We start from the raw sequence: 18,159 nt of genomic DNA, 5'->3' as shown, positions 1-18,159 counted from the left end.
CGGCGTCGGCGCAGGTCGCAACCGATCGGAGACTGACATGCGCATTCTGCTCATCGGCGCCGGAGGCGTCGGCGACGCCATCGCCAAGATCGCCGCGCGCCGCACGTTCTTCGAGCGGATCGTCGTGAGCGACTACGACGAGGCGCGCGCGCAGCGCACGGTCGAGTGGATCGGCGCCCGGCACGGGGACGAGGTCGCCGCGCGCTTCGGCACCGCGCAGATCGACGCGAGCGACCCGGACGTGGTCGCCGCGGTCGCGCGCGAGCACGACGCGACGCACGTGATGAACGCGGTCGAGCCGAAGTTCGTGCCGTCGATCTTCGCCGGGGCGCTCGCCGCCGGCGCGGACTACCTCGACATGGCGATGAGCCTCTCCGAGCCGCATCCGACCGACCCGTATGCGCAGACCGGCGTCAAGCTCGGCGACGACCAGTTCGCGCAGGCCGGCGACTGGGAGCGCGCGGGCCGCCTCGCGCTCGTGGGCATGGGCGTCGAGCCCGGCCTGTCCGACGTGTTCGCGCGGTACGCCGCGGACCACCTGTTCTCCGAGATCGACGAGCTCGGCGTGCGCGACGGCGCGAACCTCGTCGTGCGCGACGAACACGGCGAGGAGATCTTCGCCCCGAGCTTCTCGATCTGGACCACGATCGAGGAATGCCTGAACCCACCGGTGATCTGGGAACAGGATCGCGGCTGGTACACCACCGCGCCGTTCAGCGAGCCGGAGGTCTTCGAGTTCCCCGCGGGCATCGGCCCCGTCGAATGCGTGAACGTCGAGCACGAAGAGGTGCTGCTCATGCCGCGCTGGCTCGACGCCAAGCGCGTGACCTTCAAGTACGGGCTGGGCGACGAGTTCATCGGCGTGCTCAAGACCCTCCACACGCTCGGGCTCGACAAGACCACGCCGGTCCGGGTGCGCAGCGCGAACGGGCCGGTCGAGGTCGCCCCGCGCGATGTCGTCGCGGCCGGCCTGCCCGACCCGGCGACCATCGGCCCCCGCATGACCGGCAAGACCTGCGCGGGCGTCTGGGTCACCGGGCGCGACGCGAAGACCGGCGAGCCTCGCGAGTCGTACCTCTACCACGTGTCCGACAACGAATGGACGATGCAGGAGTACGAGGCGCAGTGCGTGGTCTGGCAGACCGCGCTGAACCCGGTCGTCGCGCTCGAGCTGCTGGCCTCCGGGACGTGGCATGGCCTCGGCGTGCTCGGGCCCGAGGCCTTCGACGCTGCCGAGTTCCTCGACCTCATGGCCCGGCCCGAGCACCTCGGCGGGTACGGTCAGCCATGGTTCATCGAGGACCGTCGCGGAGGGACCGCGGTCGCGCGCTAGTCGACCAACCCTCCTGAGAGCCCTCGTGCGAGCCATTTCCGCGCGAGGATGCCGAAGATCACCGGCGGCAGGATGCCGAGCGTGCTCGCGGCGAACATGGGACCCCACTCGACCTGGAACGCCCCGAAGTAGCTCGGGATCGTGGTGGGGAACGTGCCGGCGTTCCGTTGCGTGAGGACGAAGGCGTAGAAGAACTCGTTCCAGGTCAGGATGAACACGAGCGTGGCCGTCGCGATCACCCCGGACGCGGCCATCGGCAACGAGACACGGCGGAACACGCCCCACTCGGAGAGCCCGTCCATGAGCCCCGCCTCCTCGACCTCCGGCGGGATCTCGAGGAAGAACCCGTGCATCATCCAGATCCCGAACGCCAGGTTGTACACGATGTACACCGCGATGATGCCGACGTAGGTGTCCACGAGCCCGATGTTCGAGGCGATGAGGTAGATCGGCAACGCGAACACGACCGCCGGCCCCATGCGCGTGCTGAGCACGACGAAGAGGAATCGCTCCTTGTGCTTGCCGCGCATCCGCGCCAGGGCGTGCCCGCCCATGGCCGAGAGCACGACGACGATGGCCGTGGTCACCAGGGCGATCAGGAAGCTGTTCATCAGGGCGTGCAGGAACGGCCCGTTCAGCACCTGCTCGAACGCGCTCCAGTCGATCGGCCGGAACCAGTCGATGGGCATCTCACGCCAGGCGACCTGCGGGGTCAGCGCGATCCGCAGCATGATCGCCGTCGGGATGAGGCAGACCAGCGCGACGACGATCATCACGAGGTACCACGGCAGGTTCCAGAGGCGCTTCGGCCCGCGGGGCCGGCTCGGCGCCGTCGGCCGCTCGGCCGCCACGCGCGCCGGCCGGGTCTCGGTCTCGATGGCGGTCATTCGGACACTCCCTTGCTTGCCTTGAAGAACTTCACGATGAACGTGCAGATGATGCTGATGATGATGAGCACGACGAAGCCGACCGCCGCGGCGTACCCCATGTCCAGGTACTGGAACGCTTGTCGCCACAGGTAGATCGGCAGGGTCTCCGACGAGGTCCCCGGCCCGCCGTTGGTCATGATGAAGAGCTTGTCGAACTCGCGGAAGCTGTCCATGAACCGGATCAGGGCCACGAGGACGAGGAGCGGCCGGATCTGCGGGAGCACGAAGTGCCAGAGCTCCTGCCACGCGTTCGCGCCGTCGAGCCGCGCGGCCTCCATGACGTGCTGCGGCACGGTCTCCATCGCGGCGGCCACGACGATCGCGACGAAGGGCGTCCACTGCCAGGCGTCGACGAACGCGACCGTGACGAGCGAGACCCCGGGGATCGAGAGGAACGCGGGCGCATCGATCCCGATGAGCCCCAGCGTCCAGGACACGAACCCGTTCGAGTCGAACATGAAGCGGAAGATGGCCCCGACGACGAGCGGCGCGAGCACCATCGGCACGATCAGGATGATCCTGAGCAGTCCGTGTCCCCGCAGTTTCCGGTTGATGAGGAGGGCGATGAGGATGCCCACCGGGATGCTCACGGCGAGCGAGACGCCGGAGAAGACGGCGGAATGACCGACTGCGCCCCAGAATCGCTCGTCTCCGGCGAGCTTGATGAAGTTGTCGAAGCCGATGTAGCCGTTGTTGCCCGGGCGCGTCAGCGACTCCCGCCGGAACATCAGATTGACGATGTACAGCGTCGGCAGGAGCAGGACGATCGCGAACACGACGACCGACGGGGCGAGAGAGAAGAAGGTGTAGCGCTTGCTCGTGATCATTGGGCGACTCGATTCGGTGCGAGCCAGGCGCGGGGATTCGACACGGTCATGCGGTGCAGCTCGTGTCGCTCGATCCCGCTCGCGATGGCCAGCTGGGTGAAGGTGGTGGTCAGGTGTCGGAGGTTCGAGAAGGTGTGCCCGGCGATCGCGTCGGGCCCGGTGAAGTGCTGCACGCTGTCGTGCGACACGAGCACCCGGTCGCCGAGCCCCTCCTGGAGCAGCCGCCGGAGGATCCCGATCCAGTGCTCGTCCGGGTGCGCGGCGTGACCGATCCGGTCGAGGCCCACGTAGGCGCCCCTCCGGGCGATCGCGAGCGCGTAGTCCACGGGCTCGTCGTCGGCGCACACGTGCGACACGAGCACCTTGCCGAGGTCCACGCCGGCTGCCGCGAACAGGTCGAGCTGCTCGAGCCCGAAGCCGCCGGTGGTGTGGCTCACGATCGGGGCCCCCGTCCGCCGGTGCGCGACCGCGGCCGCACGGAGTCCGTCGAGGTCGCCCGGTGTGGGCTCGGCGCTCGTGGCCACCTTGATCACTCCGCAGGACCGCCCGAGCTCGGCGACGAACCGGCCGGCGAGCTCCTCGGTGTCCGCGGCACGCACCCACTCGGGCTGCGGGCTCCACTGTTCGCAGAAGGTGCCGGTGCTCGCGATGACGGCGACACCGCTGCGCTCGCTCACGGCGCGGAGGAACGCGAGGTCGCGCCCGTACCCCGGCGGCGTGCAGTCCACGATCGCCTGCACGCCGGCCGCGCGGGCGTCGGCCAGCACGGCGACGCACTCCTCCTCGAGCGCGAGCGGGACCGGCCCGCTCGCCCCGGTCTTCTGCCGGTAGTCGATGACGAGGTGCTCGTGCGGCAGGATCACGCCGTGCTCGTCGAGCTCGGCCGGCCCCGTGACGGTCAGGACGCTCATCGGGGCCCTCCCCCGGCGAAGCTGTTGCCGTAGTCGAACGACGCGGTCAGGCCGCCGTCGACCACGAGGTTGGCGCCGGTCATGCCGCCGGCCGTCTCCGGCGAGAGCAGATGCACGATGGTCGGCGCGACCTCCTCCGGGGTCAGCAGCCGTCCGAGCGGGTGCCGGCGCGTGAGCTGCGCCTTCGCCTCCGCGCCGTCGGTGAGACGCTCGAAGTGGCGCTCGAGCAGCGGGGTCATGGTCGTGCCGGGCGACACGCAGTTGACCCGCACGCCGTGGGGTGCGAGCTCGATCGCGAGTGCGCGCGTCAGCGCGATCACGGCGCCCTTCGAGGCGACGTAGGCGGCTGAGCTGTCCTGTCCGACGAGACCGGCGACGGATGCCACGTTGACGATGCTGCCCGTCGCGGCCACGAGGAGCCGCCACAGCTCACGCGTGCCCACCAGGATCGATCGCACGTTCGTCTCGTACGTACGGTCGAACGCGTCGTCCGACGTCTCGGTGAGCGGAGCGATCGGCGCGATCCCCGCGTTGTGGACGAGGTGATCGAGCTTCCCGAACCGGTCGCGGACCTCGTCGGCGAGGCGGGTCCAGCCCGCGGTCTCGCGGACGTCCAGCTGGAACGGGATGAAGCCGGCGTCCGACGCCGCGCGAAGCGCTTCGGGATCCCGGTCGGCGACGACGACGGGACCGCGTTCACGGAGCAGACGCGCGGTCGCAAGCCCGATGCCGCCGCCGCCTCCGGTGACTACCGATACTCGCTCATCCACGATTCGACCTCCTTCGCCACGGATGTGTCACCGAGCGCCGCCCGGCAGAAGCCCTCGAGCGCGCCGCGCTCGTCCGGCGGGTGACCCTCGGGCGCGAGGGTCTCCTTGAGTCCCGCTCCCGTGAGCACGCACACCGCATCCGGCCCGGCATGGCCCGAGGCGATGAGCGCGGCGGGGGCCGCGCACGAGGAGAGCTCGACGTCGAGCCCGTCGTACCGGGCCAACCGCGAGCGCAGGTCGTGGAGCTCGCCGTCGTCGGCGGCCCCGACGAACCCGTCCCCGGCTCGGACCTCACGCAGGAAGAACGTCGCCTCGTCGGCATAGCCGGTCAACCGGTCGGCGATCGAGGTCGCGCGAGTGGACACGGTCTCGGACCATTCGGCGACCGTGTCGTCGCCGCGCGCGAACGCGGCCGCGATCGGCGCACAGCCGGCCGCCTGTCCGGCGACCATGCGCGGGCGCGGCAGGCCGGCCTCGTGCACGCCGTTCGCGGTGCCGAGCAGCACCGGGCCCACGCTCACGGCGGCTGCGACCGTTCGGATGCCGCCGTCGCCGACCTGCTCGACGATCTCGGCCCCGATCCCGCGGCACGCCCACTCGCACCCCGGCGCCGCAAAGGTCGATGCGAGATTCGGCAGATCGAATGCGGAGGCGATCCGCTTGGCGAGTCCGTGGACGGCCGCCGGCCCCTCCCCGACCCGCACCACGGATGCCCCGCGCAGCGCCACCATCCGCAGGATCTGCTCGGGCACCCGGCTCGGCACGAGCACGAGGAGCGGAAGCCCGGCGCGTGCCGCAGCGCTCGCGGCGGCGACGGCGGCGTTCCCCGAAGAGGCCACGACCGCACCGCGCGCGCCGGCCTCGAGCGCCTCGGCCATGAGGACGCCCATCACCCGGTCCTTGAAGGACCCGCTCGGATTGGCGCCCTCGAACTTGAGCCACGCGCCGTTGAGCTCGGGAATCCGGCTCCGGACGAGCGGCGTCGCCGACGAGGCATCCGCTGACCCGATCCATGGATCGCGACGGAGGCACACGCCGCCGCAGCGCGGGCAGAGCCCCGCGCCGGCCGGCGCGTCGGCGCCGCAGGACTGACACACGTTCACGAGAGGGTCGGTTCCTTTCTTGATCCGGTCGCTCGGAGGGCGAGGCCTGGCCGGGCCTCTCCGCGCCAGCGCCCGTCGGTCACATTGGGTTCGCCCGAGAGGATGGCGTGCACGACGGACGCGGGCGTCGCATGACCGAAGTCGGGCCCCCCGTCGAGCGCCTCGGGGTCGATGACGAGCAGATCCGCGGGCCGGCCGGGCTCGAGCCGCCCGACCGGGAGCCGGAACCGTTCGGCGGTGCGCCCCGTCATCCGGGCCACCATCTCCTCGACGCTGACGGAGATCGTGCCGGTGGCCGCCCACGAGAGGAAGCGGAAGAACGCGTTCGTCGCGCGGGGATGCGGGATGCCGGACCCCATGATGCCGTCGGATCCGACGAGGTGACCGGCACCTTGCGTGAGCGCATGCACGTTGGCGAGGTGACCGTGGTCGACGACGATGCAGGCGCGGCCCGAGGTCTCCTGGATCGCGCGGACCACGACGGCACCGCTCGTGGATCGTGTCGCGGCGGCGAGCGCGGCGACCGTGCGTGCCTCCCAGCCCGCGATCGCGGTGCCGTCGAGACCCGCGAGGAAGATGGTGTCCCAGCCGCCCGCGACCGTCGCGCCCGGGCCGGCGGCGTCGAGCTCCGCAGCGAGGCGGGACGCCCGGCCGGGTTCGGCGAGATGGCGGCCGAGCTCGGCCGCGGCGAGGTGCTGCACGGAGGACGGCATCAGCGCCCGGATGAACGTGCAGCCCGAGGTGTAGGGGTAGGAGTCCCATGTCGCACCGGTGGACGCGAGCATCGGGAGGTAGGCCTCCGCCGCGCCATCGCGCCCCGGCCCGGAGACGTGCAGGTGCGAGAGATGCAGATCGAGCGGACTGCGCCGGCAGATCTCGACGGCCTCGTCGAGCGATCGGTCGAGTCCGGTCCCGTAGTCGCGCAGGTGCGTGACGTACAGCGTGCCCGCGGGGACGGCCTCGGCGATCGCCACCAGTTCGTCGGTGTTCGACGCGAGCGCGGGGGCGTAGCTGAGCCCCGTCGAGAGGCCGGGTGCACCCTGTGCGACGCCACGCTCGACGAGTCGGCGCATCTCGGCGATCTCGTCGACGGATGCATCGCGGAGATCGGTGCCCATGACGGCCGAGCGGATCGTGCCCTGCGGCACGAGACTCGCAACGCGCGCATGGCTCGCCCGGTCGACCTCCTCGAGGTACGCCGCCAGGTCGGCGAACTCGGCGTCGGGAAGCTCCCCGGCGATCGGCACGAGCGTCTCGGCCATCGTGTCGCGCGTCGCGCCGGTCGCGAAGCTCAGCCCGAGTCCGTCCTGACCGACGATCTCTGTCGTGACGCCGGCCAGCGCGCGGGCCTCCATGCCGTCTCCGGTCAGCGCGGCCGCGTCGGCGTGCGAGTGCGCGTCGACGAAGCCCGGCGTGACCCAGAGCCCGTCGGCGTCGACGACGGCCGCCCCGTCGACGGCCAGCGCGGGGCCGACCTCGGCGACCCGCCCGTTCACCACGCGGACATCGGAACGCGCGCGGTGCGGGGAGGCGCCGTCGAAGACGACGCCTCCCCTCACCAAGAGGTGCGCACTCAATCGATGTATCCCGCGTCCGACATGATCTGCGTCAGTTCCTTCTGCGCGGTGGCGAGCGCGTCATCCACCGACTTGCCGCCGGTCATGGCCGACGACATCTCCTTGGCGAAGGTGTCGCCGATCTCGGTGAACTCCGGATAGAACGGCCAGTGCTCGGCGGTCGTCATCTCCCAGCTGGCCTGGAGCGCCTCGGAGAACTCGGACAGGCCGTGCTCGGCCATGTAGTCGCTGTACTCGGCGCTCTCGAGGACGTGCAGGTTCGGCACATCGGTGCGGCTGAGCTCGGTCAGCTCGCGCATCGTGACGTCGCGCGACATCCGCCACTGCAGGAAGAGCCAGGCGGCGTCCTTGTTCTGGCTGTCGGCGGTGATCGCGAGCCCCTCGTTGTAGAGCCACTGCAGGTGGTTGCCCGCGGGGCCGGTGGGCAGCGAGTATCCGACCTTCCCGGCGACGCTCGACTGGCCTTCGTCCTCGAAGATGGTGCCGAATCCCGACGTGTCGAACATCATCGCGGCGGCCCCGGAGGAGAACTTCTCACCCGCCTGGGTGAAGGTCAGCGTGGCCGCATCGCTCGGGCCGTAGTCCTTCATCAGCGTGACGTAGTCGGTCATCGCCTCCTGCATCTCGGGGGTGTCCGCCTGCGGGTTGCCCTCGTCGTCGAACAGGATCGCGTCGTACCCGTACGCCCACCCGAGCTCGCTGCCGAGCGACGCGAACGTCGAGGCGCCGCGCGCCGTGAACGGGATGAGGTCGGGGCGCTGGGCCTTGATGGTCTCGGCGGCGGCGAGGATGTCGTCGGTGGTCTCGGGAGCGGCGAGGCCGAGCTCCTCGAACACGTCGGCCCGGTACATGAGCATGCCGCCGATGATCGTGTGCGGCAGTGCGTAGAGCTCGCCGTCGACCGTCATGGACTCGATGGCGCCGGTCGGGATGTCCTCCATGACGAGCCATTCGTCATTGGCGTTCTCGAGGTACTCGTCGAGCGGCTGAAGCCAGCCCGCGGAGACGAACTCCGGGAGGTTCCAGAACGACGACGAGGTGATGTCGTAGGTGCCGGCGCCCGAGGTCGCGTCGAGCACGAGCTTCTGGCGAGCGGTGGGCTCGTCGTAGACCTCGAGCTCGACGGTGATGCCCGTCTCGTCCTCGAAGTCGCCCTTGAACTCCTGGATGGCCTCGATCTCGTAGCCCTCTTTGAGCAGGACGCGGAGCGTCGTGCCCTCGTAGGCCGTGCGGTCGCCGGCTTCGGCGGGTGCTTCAGCGGACCCTCCGGAAGAACATCCGGTGATCAGGAGGCTGCTGGCGGCGACGATGCCGACGGCAGCCGCAATGCGGCGCGGCAACGACTTCATGGGGGTTCCTCTCCTGGTGCAACATGTGCAATGGGTATTGCAAATCGTACCGGAGCATCGTTACAGTCGTGTGTCGCGAAGTCAACGCATCGAGGAGTCTTTTTTGGAAACCCCGCCCCGGAGGCCCGTCACCGATGTGGCTTGCGCCGGTGAAGCCATGGCCATGTTCGTCACCGAGCACACTGGACCGCTGACCGAGGACACGCGGTATCGCATCTCGGCCGCAGGGGCGGAAGCCAATGTCGCGCGCTATCTCGCGCGACTCGGCGCCAGTTCCGCGTGGATCAGCCGACTGGGCGCCGATCCGTTCGGCGACTTCATCGTCGCCGAGATGGCGCGCGACGGCGTGGATGTCTCGGCCGTCGAGCGCGACGCGAACCGCCCGACCGGGGTGGCGTTCAAGGAGCGCCGGCCGGCCGGGACCGCCGTGCACTACTACCGCCGGGACTCCGCGGCGAGCGCGCTCGGCGCGTCGGCGGCGGCCCGCGCCTGGGCACTCGAGCCTCGCATCCTGCATCTGAGCGGAATCACGCCGGCCCTGTCGGAAGACTGCCGCGCGTTCATGACGGCGGCGGTCGATGCACGACCGCGGGACGGCGTGGTCTCGTTCGACGTGAACTGGCGCCCGGCGCTGTGGCCCGGGTCCGACTCGGGCGTGCTGCGGACGATCGCGCAGGCTGCCGACCTCGTGTTCGTCGGCCTGGATGAGGCCCAGTCCGCCTGGGGACTCGGCGACGTGGCGGCAGTCCGCGCCGCGATCGACGGTCCGTCGATCCTCGTGGTCAAGCGCGGGGCCGGCGGGTGCACCGTCTTCGACGGCGACCGGCGCATCGAGGTGCCCGCGCTCAGGGTCGACGTCACGGAGCCCGTCGGCGCGGGCGATGCGTTCGCCGCGGGCTTCCTGCACGGGTGGCTGTCGGGCGCAGACCCCAAGCACGCCGCACGCATGGGCACCATCGTCGCGAGCAGTGCCCTGAGCGTGCACACGGACGTGGGCGCCCTCCCCGGCCGGGAATACATTGAAGGTCTGCTCGCGCTGGGGGACGATGAGTGGGAGTTCGCCAGCTACTCCCCCGGCCACGAAACGAGGACCCCCGCCCATGTCGCAAACCGTTGACCGTGCCCTGCAGATCCTCGAGTTCCTCGGCGAAGGCGAACGAGACCTGGCCGAGGTCGCCGACCTGCTCGAAGTCCACAAGTCGACGGCGCTCAGGTTGCTGCAGACCCTCGAGGCCCGCAACTTCGTGCGGCACAACGCCGCCCACCGATACCGGCTCGGCGTCCGCATGTTCAGCCTCTCGACGCTCGCACTCGGCAGCCTCGACATCCGCTCGATCGCCGCACCGCACCTCAGGCGGCTCGCCGACCAGACGCAGCAGACGATCCACCTCGGCGCGTACGACGGGAGCGACGTGTTCTACATCGACAAGTTCGAGACGCAGAAGACGGTGCGGATGTACTCCCGCATCGGCGTTCCGGCCCCGCTCTACTGCACCGGCGTGGCGAAGGCGATCGTGGCCGAGCAGCCCATCCAGGACCGGATCCGCATCGCCGAGGGCATCGACTACGTGCGTCACACCGAGCGCACCATCACGACCCCCCAGGGCTTCCTCGACGAGCTCAACCGGGTACGCCAACGCGGGTACGCCATCGACGATCGCGAGCACGAGGACTACATCCACTGCATCGCGGTCGCGTTGCGCCCGGACTCCGCTCCCGTCACGCACGGCATCTCGCTCTCGGCACCGACGATCACCATCAACCGAGCCGAGCTGCTCGAGCTCGTCCCGATGCTGCAGGACGTCGCGACCAAGATCTCCGCCGAGATCGCCTAGTCACGTCCGTGCTGCTCGACGATCGTGAGCGCGGTGCGAACGCTCCACAGGGCCTCGTCGAGCGTGACCGCCCGTTCGACGGGCCGACCGGCGACCGAGGCGGCGAAGTGCCGCAGCTGTGTCGCGAGCGCGCCGACCGGCAGACCGTAGGCGGATGCCTCGAGCTCCACATCGGGGACGAAGTCCCCGTCGACGGTGTCGAGCCGCAGGCCGCCGCCCGGCAACGCGAGCGAGGCGCTGAGCCCATCGGCGAGCACCTCCATGCGCGCGTCGATATACCGCCGCGTGTGCGGCAACGACCACGAGTTGTCGACCGAGGCGATCGTCCCGTCAGCGAACCGCAGATGAGCGATCACCGATTGCGGGAACGGCCGGGAGTCGTCGGTCCAGGCCTGCTCGCTCTGCACGTGCACCAGCCGCTCCGGCACGAGGGCCCGGATCAGGTCGAGATCGTGGACCATGGCGCTGAGCGCCGGATGCGCGTCGCCGTGCAGGGCCACCCGTTCGGCCGGCACGATGCGCACCGCGCGGATCATGCGGATGCGACGCCCCGCGACGTGCTCGCGCATCGCGACGAACGTCGGCAGGAACCGGCTGACGTGCGCGGGGAAGACCAGGGCCTTCTGGGCTTCGTCGAGCGTGTCGAGCTCCTCGAGTTCAGCGGCCGTGGTGACCACGGGCTTCTCCACGAGCGCGGGCAATCCGCGATCGACGGCGAGCCGCAGATCCGCGGCATGCGCCGCCGGCGGCGTCGCGATGACCACGGCGTCGACGGCCACTCCGGCGAGCGCCTCCGCGAGACTCGCGTGGGCGGTCGCACCGGTTCGCGCTGCGGCCGCCGCCGCACGTGCGGCATCCCGGTCGGCCACGGCGACCACCTCGAGCTCCGGCAGCGCGGCCGCGGTCGCTATGTGCCGCATTCCGAAGTCGCCAGCCCCGACCATCACCACGCGCACGCGATCTGTACTCATCTCAGCCATCCCATCTCTCACCACGTCCACCCTCGCTCCGAAGGAACCCGAATTTCATGCGTTCGACTCTCCGCTTCCGCCGCGCGCTGCTCGGCCACGACCTCGACCCCGTCACGGACGCGTGGATCGCGGTCGAGGACGGCCTCATCGTCGAGATCGGGACGGGCTCGCCCACGGCATCGGCCTCGGGCGATCGTTCTGAGCACCACCCCGCCGCGTTCGGCCTGCCCGGACTGGTGGACTGCCACGTCCATCTCGCCCTGAGCGGCGGGCTCGACATCCAGGCCGAGGCGCTCGCCCAGGATCCGATCACGGCCGAGAGGCTCGTGCGCGCCAACGCCGCCCGGCATCTGGACAGCGGCGTGACGACCGTACGCGATCTCGGCAGCCCGGGCAATGTGGTCATCGAGCTCGCCGCCCGCGAGGGCGGGCGCGGAGGTGCGGGCATCCTCGACACCGGTTCGCCGCGCATCGTGGCCGCGGGGGCGATCGGCTCTGCGACGGGCCACGGCAGCTTCCTCGCGACGGCGGCCGAGACATTCGACGAGTACCTCGTCGCGCTCGACGACCTCGCGGCACGTGGCGTGGGTACCGCCAAGCTGTTCGCGAGCGGCGGCGTGATCACGTCGGGCACCGAGCCCGGCGCGGTGCAGATGGCCCCCGAACTGCTGGCGGCCGTCGTGCGAGCCGCGCACGCCCGAGGCATCCGCGTCGCGACGCATGCGCACGGCGCGACCAGCATCCGCAACGCGATCGCCGCGGGGGCGGACACGGTCGAGCACTTCTCGTACCTCGGCCAGGACGAGCTCGCTGCGCTGCGGGCGCGCGACGTCACGCTCATCAGCACGTTCGTCGCGACCGAACGGTTCGTGTCGAGCCCCGACCGCGCCCGGTCGAACCGGGAGGCCACGGCGAAGATCATCGACCATGCACCCCACGAGCGCCGCGCGCTCGAGGCGGCCGTCCGGGGCGGCGCCCGCCTCGCGGTCGGGACCGACGCGGGCACCACGCTCAATCCGCACGGCTGGGGCATGCAGGAGCAAGCCGTTCATCTCGTCGAGGCCGGCATGGACCCCGCCTCGGCGCTTCGCGCCCTCACCATCGGCGGCGCCGACGCGCTCGCCGTGGCCGGAGGAGTGCTCGCGCCCGGCATGCCGGCGGATGTGCTGTGCCTCGGCGCCGATCCGCTCGCGGACATCCGAGCACTCTCCGCGATCGACGCAGTCATGCTCGCGGGCCGGTGGGTGCGCTGAGGGCGGCGACCGCCTCGTCGATGGACGTGAACGTTCCGCCGATCACCCCGGAGATCAGGGCCATGGTCTGTCGCGCGGCCTCGACGTAGTCGGGGCGGCGCGCGACATGAGCGGTGCTGCCCGCCGCCCACGACCTGTCGATGGCGGCGAGGCATTCCGCGAGCCCCCGGACGTCGACGTAGTCCGAGAACCACGGCAGCTCGCGGAGGTCGAGCCGAGGCACATCGATCCGGCCGATCTGCTCCACCTCTTCCCGGAGGACCCGCTCGGAGTGCCGCCAGCGGAGGAACTGTTGCGCGGCCTCGGGGAGGTCGCACCGGGTGGTGACCGCAAGCCCTTCTGCGTACATGAACTGGGCGGGCGCCTCGGCGCCGATGACGGTGTACCCCATTCGCCCTCGGACGGGCGAGTCGGAGGCCTCGAAGCGGAAGACCCAGGCGCTGGTGTCGAAGAGCATGGTCGCGCGCTCTTCCACGATGAGCTCGCCGACGGCCGCGTAGTCGAGGTCTGCGAGCCCGGCCCCGTGCGAGCGGAGCGCAGCGATGAGGTCGCCGGCGCCGGCGACCAGGTCCTCGCGTGCGGCCGGGCCACGTCCGGGAAGAATGGTCCGGCCACGGGCGGCCGCCCATCCCGCGAACGTCTCGAGGGAGGAGAACTCGGGGTTGGCGCGGGCGACGAGGCCGGCGTGGCCCGCGTGCCGCAGCGCCGCATGAGCGGCGATGGTCTCGTCGAGCGTGCTCGGCGGCTCGATGCCGAGCGCCGCGAACAGATCGGCTCGATAGGAGAGCATGCCGCCGGTGAGCGTGTGGGGGACGGCGTACACGTGTCCGTCGCGGGACAGGGCGTCGAGCGCGAGGGGCACGAAGCGGTCGTCGAGCCCCAGCGCCGACAGCGAGAGCGGAGCAAGGATGCCCCGGGCGGTCAGCTCGTCGAGATACCAGAACGGCGCCGTGACGACATCGGGATGCTCGGCCGCCGTGATGAGCCCGTCATGCGCTGCGCCCTCGGCGACGACCGCGATCTCGACGCGCACGCCGGTCCGGTCGGTGAACTCGGGCACGAGACGCCGGATGATCTCGACGGTGTGACCGGCCTTCAACCAGACGCGCAGCGGGCGCATTTCTCCTCCAGATCACCTGACCGGCGCTATTGCATATTTTGCAATGCAATGGACAGCATGTGCAATCACTATATAGAGTTGCCGCACCGCCGTGAATGAGATCAGGAGTGCTCGTGCTGTCAGACTTCTTCCGCGAGCATCTCGCGGTCTCGCCCATGATCGCCATCATCCGCGGCCGCTCGGTCGAGGACACGGTCCGGCTGGCGCTGCAGTGCTGGGAACACGGCATCCGCCTCGTCGAGGTGCCGACCCAGTCGAACGAAGCGCTCGAGGCGCTCGCCGCGCTCGCGCCGCACGCGAACCAGACCGAACGGTTCGTCGGCGCCGGCACGATCTGCACGGCGGATGATGTCACGCGCGCCCACGCGGCGGGAGCCCGTTACCTCGTCGCCCCGGGGCTCTTCCCAGACGCGGTCCGAGCCGCCGACGCGCTCGGCCTGCCCACACTCCCGGGCGTGCTGACTCCCACCGAGATCGCCGGGGCGCTCGCCATGTCGCTCACCGTGCAGAAGCTGTTCCCGGCGAACGCACTCGGCACGTCTGGGGTACGGACCCTACGCGGCCCGTTCCCCACGGTGGACTTCGTCGCCGTCGGCGGCGTCTCCCCCGACGATGCACAGGACTACCTCGACGCCGGCGCGATCGGCGTCGGGGTCGGCAGCGCGCTCGACACACCGGCATCACTCGCCCGGTTCGCCGCACTGCGCGACGCGGGCTGAGCTCGACGCCGACCCATCCATATCCGGACCACCAACGACAGGAGCACACCATGACGAAGACCAGCATCAGCACGAACCTCGCCCCGGTTCCCGTGGCGTCCTACTCTCAGGCCGTTCGCCGCGGCAATCAGCTCTTCCTCGCCGGCCAGGGCGGGTTCGACGCGGCGACCGACGAGCTCGTCGGGCCGGGCGTCCGTGAGCAGACGCGGCAGGCGCTGCAGAACCTCAAGCATGTCGTCGAGGCCGCGGGCGGCACCATGGACGACGTCGTCACCGTACGCGTCTTCATCAGCGAGCACGCCGAGTTCGCCGGCATGAACGAGGTGTACGGGGAGTTCTTCTCCGACCCGCTTCCCGCGCGCACCACGGTGTCGGCCGGCCTCGGACCCGGGATGAAGGTCGAGATCGACGGCGTCGCCATCCTCGGCGACTGAACCAGCGCTCGGCCCGGGGTGCTCAAGGGCCCGATGAACCCCGGGCGAAATAAAGCGGAGCAAACCTCATCACCTCTGGTGGACGCGCTCTCACGGGCGTAGGGTGCGCGGTGGCGGCCGGTGCGGCCGCCACCGACGAGGAGGGTGATGATGACGGATGCGACGGCGAAGCCCACGATCGTGCTCGTGCACGGGGCGTGGGCCGACGGCTCGAGCTGGGACGCGGTGACGCGCACGCTCCAGGCCGAGGGCTACACCGTGCTGGTCCCGCCGAACCCGCTGCGCGGGCTCACCGACGATGCGGCCTATGTCGCGTCGTTCCTGGCCCAGCGCACCACCGGGCCGGTCGTGCTCGTGGGCCACTCCTACGGCGGCGCGGTCGTCACGAACGCCGCGAACGGCGGGGACGTGCGCGCCCTGGTGTACGTCAACGCGTTCGTCCCCGATGAGGGCGAGACGGTCGTGCAGCTGCTCGGAGGCTCGGGCTCCGCCCTCGGCGTCCCCGACCCGACGACGATCTTCGACATCGCGGGGTATCCGGGCGCCCCGGAGGGCGCGGCCGAGGTGTTCCTGAAGCCCGAGGTCGTGCACGAGTCGTTCGCCCAGGACCTCCACGAGGCCGACCGCTGGACGATCGTCGCGAGCCAGCGGCCGGCCTCGCTCGTCGCGAACGTGGTGCCGTCAGGCCCGCCGGCCTGGCGGACGATCCCGAGCTGGGCCGTGATCGGCACCGACGACCGGGTCATCCCCGTCGCGCTGCTGCGCCGGATGGCCGAGCGGGCCGGCTCGACCGTCAGCGAGTTGAGCGCGTCGCACGTCTCGATGGTGTCCCACCCCGAGGCCGCGCTCGAGGCGATCCGGGCGGCGGTCGCGAGCGTCTGATCGGCCGCTCGCTCAGCCCGGGTAGACCGCAGCCACATCGAGCACCCAGGTGACGCCGAACCGATCGGTGAGCTGCCCGTACAGCGGCGCCCACTGCGACGGCGCAAGGTCCTGGTGCACCGTCGCGCCATCGGCGAGCCGGCCCCAGTAGCCCTGCAGCTCGGCCGGGTCGGTGCCGCGCACCGAGACGAAAAAGGGGTCCTGGCCGCGCTCCAGGGGCAGATGGGGGTACACGTCGTACGCCATGATGCGGAACCCGTCCGGGGACTCCACCTGCCCCCAGACCACGTGGTCGGCGGTCGCGGGGTCGGCGTTCCCCATGTCGGCGTACCTGAGCACGGTCAGCTCGCCGCCGAACACCGAGCGGTAGAACTCCAACGCTTCGCGGGCCGCGCCGCGGAAGTTGAGGTGAGGGGTCACTTGGATGGTCATGAGGGTGCTCCTTGCACGTTCTTGGGATGAGACATCCGGTCGTGGTGAACCGGACGTCTCCACTGTCTCGTCAGAAGAGGTCGGATTATGTCCGCTTCTTCGGGGAGAATCGAGGGCATGGCCGGAGCGACCTCACGCCTGCTGACCCTGCTGTCGCTGCTGCAGTCGCGGCGCGACTGGCCGGGCCAGGTGCTCGCCGACCGCCTCGACGTCAGCGCACGCACGGTGCGTCGCGACATCGACCGGCTGCGCGAGCTGGGCTACCGCATTCAGGCGATGAAGGGCCCGGATGGCGGATACCGACTCGACGCCGGTTCGGAGCTGCCCCCACTGCTGTTCGACGACGACCAGGCCTTGGCGATCGCGGTCGCGCTGCAGACCGCGCCCGCGACCGGGGCAGCCATCGACGAGGCCGCGAGTCGAGCGCTCGCCACGGTCAGGCAGGTGATGCCGTCGCGACTCCGGCACCGCATCGACGGCGTGAGGTTCACCAATATCCCCGCGGGCCGGGCCCCGGCGATGGAACCGCAGGTGCTGATCGCGATCAGCGCTGCGGTCCGCGCCCGCGAGGTGGTGCGCTTCGACTACCGGCCGGTCGGCGAGGACGCGGAGGACGAGGCGCCGCCGCGGCGCGTCGAGCCGCACCACGTCGTCGCCCGCGCGGGTCGCTGGTACCTGGTCGGGTGGGATCTCGAGCGCGAGGACTGGCGGATGTATCGACTCGACCGGATGTCTCCACGGGTGCCGACCGGGCCGCGCTTCGGACGGCGTGAGGTCCCCGGTGGCGACGTCGGCGCTTTCGTGGAGTCGCGGTTCATGGGCTCCGACCGACCGGATCGCTGGCCGTGCGAGGGCACCGTCGTGCTCGCCCTGCCGGCACGCGACGTCGCGCCGTTCGCCCCTGAAGGCACGGTCGAGGCCGTCGACGCCGATCACTGCCGGCTGAGGGCGGGGTCATGGTCGTGGGTGGCGCTCGCGGCATCCATCGGGAGATTCGACGCCGCGGTCTCCGAGGTCGCACCTCCCGAGCTCGCAGCGGCGTTCCGCACGCTCGCTGCCCGCTACGCCGACGCTCGTCCGCCGCGAGGTCGGCCGACGCGACGCCCGGCGGTCAGGTAGTCGCGACCATGGGCGAACCGCGACGGTCACGCCTGGCCGACCGCGGCCTCGTACGCGGCGGCGAGCAGCTCGCTCGGGCGGGGCGCGGCCGGGTCGGGGCGGGGAATCCCGAGGTGGCGCTCGCGCAGCTCGTCCATCATCGCGTCGACGAGCCGGGGCCCGCCGTCGCGCAGGAGCTCGGCGCGGACCCGGAGACGCGGCTCGCCCTCACGATGCGCGAGGCCCCAGGTGCCGAGGGCGATCATGATCGGCAGCACCTGGATGCCCGCCTCGGTGAGCGAGTAGGCGGCGCGCTGCCCGCGTCGCGCCTCGTCACGGGTGAGCAGCCCACCCTCGACGAGTCGCTTCAGCCGGCTCGCGAGGATGTTGGACGCGATGCCCTCCTCCGACCCGGCCAGCAGCTCGCGGAAGTGGCGACGATCGCCGAACATGATGTCGCGCAGCACGAGCATCGACCACGGGTCACCGAGCACCTCGACGGCCGCGTTGATCGCGCAGCCTGAGCGAGGAGCCGATTCCATGCCAGCCAGTCTAGTGATTGCACCTCGCAACCGCTTCAGCTAGGGTGCAAAGTGATCTTGAATTGCAACCCCTT

At 70.8% G+C, this 18,159-nt stretch carries 19 protein-coding genes; 8 read left to right on the top strand and 11 right to left on the bottom strand.

Going from position 1 to position 18,159, the window contains the following annotated elements; genetic code table 11:
* Window positions 1-37 precede the first annotated feature (37 nt).
* The gene (locus RH864_RS06915; protein WP_310516794.1) at window positions 38-1,333 is read left to right on the top strand and encodes a saccharopine dehydrogenase family protein; all 1,296 of its coding nucleotides are present in this window, start codon (window positions 38-40) and stop codon (window positions 1,331-1,333) included.
* Here RH864_RS06915 and RH864_RS06910 read toward each other — a convergent pair.
* From RH864_RS06910 to RH864_RS06880, 7 genes are all read right to left on the bottom strand, one after another.
* A complete protein-coding gene (locus RH864_RS06910) occupies window positions 1,330-2,220 on the bottom strand; it encodes a carbohydrate ABC transporter permease (RefSeq protein WP_310516793.1) in 891 nt (296 codons plus the stop codon). The genes RH864_RS06915 and RH864_RS06910 overlap by 4 nt on opposite strands.
* Window positions 2,217-3,089, bottom strand: coding sequence for a carbohydrate ABC transporter permease (locus tag RH864_RS06905; protein ID WP_310516792.1), 873 nt, complete (start codon window positions 3,087-3,089; stop codon window positions 2,217-2,219). Before RH864_RS06905 ends, RH864_RS06910 begins: the two co-directional genes overlap by 4 nt.
* Window positions 3,086-4,000 carry a phosphotriesterase family protein gene (locus RH864_RS06900; protein ID WP_310516791.1) on the bottom strand — a complete coding sequence of 305 codons (915 nt, stop codon included), beginning with the start codon at window positions 3,998-4,000 and terminating at the stop codon, window positions 3,086-3,088. The genes RH864_RS06905 and RH864_RS06900 overlap by 4 nt, the downstream gene beginning before the upstream one ends.
* Window positions 3,997-4,770: an SDR family NAD(P)-dependent oxidoreductase gene (locus tag RH864_RS06895; RefSeq protein WP_310516790.1), complete on the bottom strand. Its 774-nt coding sequence runs from the start codon at window positions 4,768-4,770 to the stop codon at window positions 3,997-3,999. The genes RH864_RS06900 and RH864_RS06895 overlap by 4 nt, the downstream gene beginning before the upstream one ends.
* Window positions 4,749-5,873, bottom strand: a complete 1,125-nt coding sequence (locus tag RH864_RS06890; RefSeq protein ID WP_310516789.1) for a pyridoxal-phosphate dependent enzyme — start codon at window positions 5,871-5,873, stop codon at window positions 4,749-4,751. The genes RH864_RS06895 and RH864_RS06890 overlap by 22 nt, the downstream gene beginning before the upstream one ends.
* A complete protein-coding gene (locus RH864_RS06885) occupies window positions 5,870-7,372 on the bottom strand; it encodes an N-acyl-D-amino-acid deacylase family protein (protein ID WP_310516788.1) in 1,503 nt (500 codons plus the stop codon). The genes RH864_RS06890 and RH864_RS06885 overlap by 4 nt, the downstream gene beginning before the upstream one ends.
* 74 nt (window positions 7,373-7,446) lie before the next feature.
* Window positions 7,447-8,799 carry an ABC transporter substrate-binding protein gene (locus RH864_RS06880; RefSeq protein ID WP_310516787.1) on the bottom strand — a complete coding sequence of 451 codons (1,353 nt, stop codon included), beginning with the start codon at window positions 8,797-8,799 and terminating at the stop codon, window positions 7,447-7,449.
* Here RH864_RS06880 and RH864_RS06875 point away from each other — a divergent pair.
* Complete coding sequence (locus RH864_RS06875; protein WP_310516786.1) at window positions 8,777-9,916, top strand: sugar kinase; 1,140 nt, start codon at window positions 8,777-8,779, stop codon at window positions 9,914-9,916. The genes RH864_RS06880 and RH864_RS06875 overlap by 23 nt on opposite strands.
* Window positions 9,900-10,634: an IclR family transcriptional regulator gene (locus RH864_RS06870; RefSeq protein ID WP_310516785.1), complete on the top strand. Its 735-nt coding sequence runs from the start codon at window positions 9,900-9,902 to the stop codon at window positions 10,632-10,634. Before RH864_RS06875 ends, RH864_RS06870 begins: the two co-directional genes overlap by 17 nt.
* On the opposite strand, the gene RH864_RS06865 is transcribed toward RH864_RS06870, so the two are convergent.
* A complete protein-coding gene (locus RH864_RS06865; RefSeq protein WP_310516784.1) occupies window positions 10,631-11,605 on the bottom strand; it encodes a Gfo/Idh/MocA family protein in 975 nt (324 codons plus the stop codon). The two genes, RH864_RS06870 and RH864_RS06865, sit on opposite strands and share 4 nt — an antisense overlap.
* A gap of 56 nt (window positions 11,606-11,661) precedes the next feature.
* Between RH864_RS06865 and RH864_RS06860 the strand changes: the two genes are divergently transcribed.
* The gene (locus RH864_RS06860; protein WP_310516783.1) at window positions 11,662-12,858 is read left to right on the top strand and encodes an amidohydrolase family protein; all 1,197 of its coding nucleotides are present in this window, start codon (window positions 11,662-11,664) and stop codon (window positions 12,856-12,858) included.
* On the opposite strand, the gene RH864_RS06855 is transcribed toward RH864_RS06860, so the two are convergent.
* Window positions 12,830-13,978 (bottom strand): ABC transporter substrate-binding protein, encoded by a 1,149-nt coding sequence (locus RH864_RS06855; RefSeq protein ID WP_310516782.1) that lies wholly within the window; start codon window positions 13,976-13,978, stop codon window positions 12,830-12,832. The genes RH864_RS06860 and RH864_RS06855 overlap by 29 nt on opposite strands.
* A gap of 107 nt (window positions 13,979-14,085) precedes the next feature.
* Between RH864_RS06855 and RH864_RS06850 the strand changes: the two genes are divergently transcribed.
* The 3 genes from RH864_RS06850 to RH864_RS06840 all read left to right on the top strand — a co-directional run bounded on the left by RH864_RS06850 (window position 14,086) and on the right by RH864_RS06840 (window position 16,013).
* Window positions 14,086-14,697, top strand: a complete 612-nt coding sequence (locus RH864_RS06850; protein WP_310516781.1) for a bifunctional 4-hydroxy-2-oxoglutarate aldolase/2-dehydro-3-deoxy-phosphogluconate aldolase — start codon at window positions 14,086-14,088, stop codon at window positions 14,695-14,697.
* 50 nt (window positions 14,698-14,747) lie between these two features.
* Entirely contained in the window at window positions 14,748-15,131 is a 384-nt protein-coding gene (locus tag RH864_RS06845) for a RidA family protein (protein ID WP_310516780.1), read from the top strand.
* Window positions 15,132-15,281: 150 nt separating this feature from the next.
* A complete protein-coding gene (locus RH864_RS06840) occupies window positions 15,282-16,013 on the top strand; it encodes an alpha/beta fold hydrolase (RefSeq protein WP_310516779.1) in 732 nt (243 codons plus the stop codon).
* 12 nt (window positions 16,014-16,025) lie between these two features.
* On the opposite strand, the gene RH864_RS06835 is transcribed toward RH864_RS06840, so the two are convergent.
* Window positions 16,026-16,445 (bottom strand): VOC family protein, encoded by a 420-nt coding sequence (locus RH864_RS06835; RefSeq protein ID WP_310516778.1) that lies wholly within the window; start codon window positions 16,443-16,445, stop codon window positions 16,026-16,028.
* A gap of 117 nt (window positions 16,446-16,562) precedes the next feature.
* Here RH864_RS06835 and RH864_RS06830 point away from each other — a divergent pair, with 117 nt between their 5' ends.
* Window positions 16,563-17,564, top strand: coding sequence for a helix-turn-helix transcriptional regulator (locus RH864_RS06830; RefSeq protein WP_310516777.1), 1,002 nt, complete (start codon window positions 16,563-16,565; stop codon window positions 17,562-17,564).
* Between the two features lie 26 nt (window positions 17,565-17,590).
* Here RH864_RS06830 and RH864_RS06825 read toward each other — a convergent pair whose 3' ends face one another.
* Window positions 17,591-18,085: a winged helix-turn-helix transcriptional regulator gene (locus RH864_RS06825; RefSeq protein ID WP_310516776.1), complete on the bottom strand. Its 495-nt coding sequence runs from the start codon at window positions 18,083-18,085 to the stop codon at window positions 17,591-17,593.
* Window positions 18,086-18,159: the final 74 nt, after the last annotated feature.

It is taken from the genome of Agromyces aerolatus, from assembly GCF_031432255.1.
Taxonomy (GTDB): Bacteria; Actinomycetota; Actinomycetes; order Actinomycetales; family Microbacteriaceae; genus Agromyces.
This window is presented reverse-complemented; position numbering and strand designations above follow the sequence as displayed.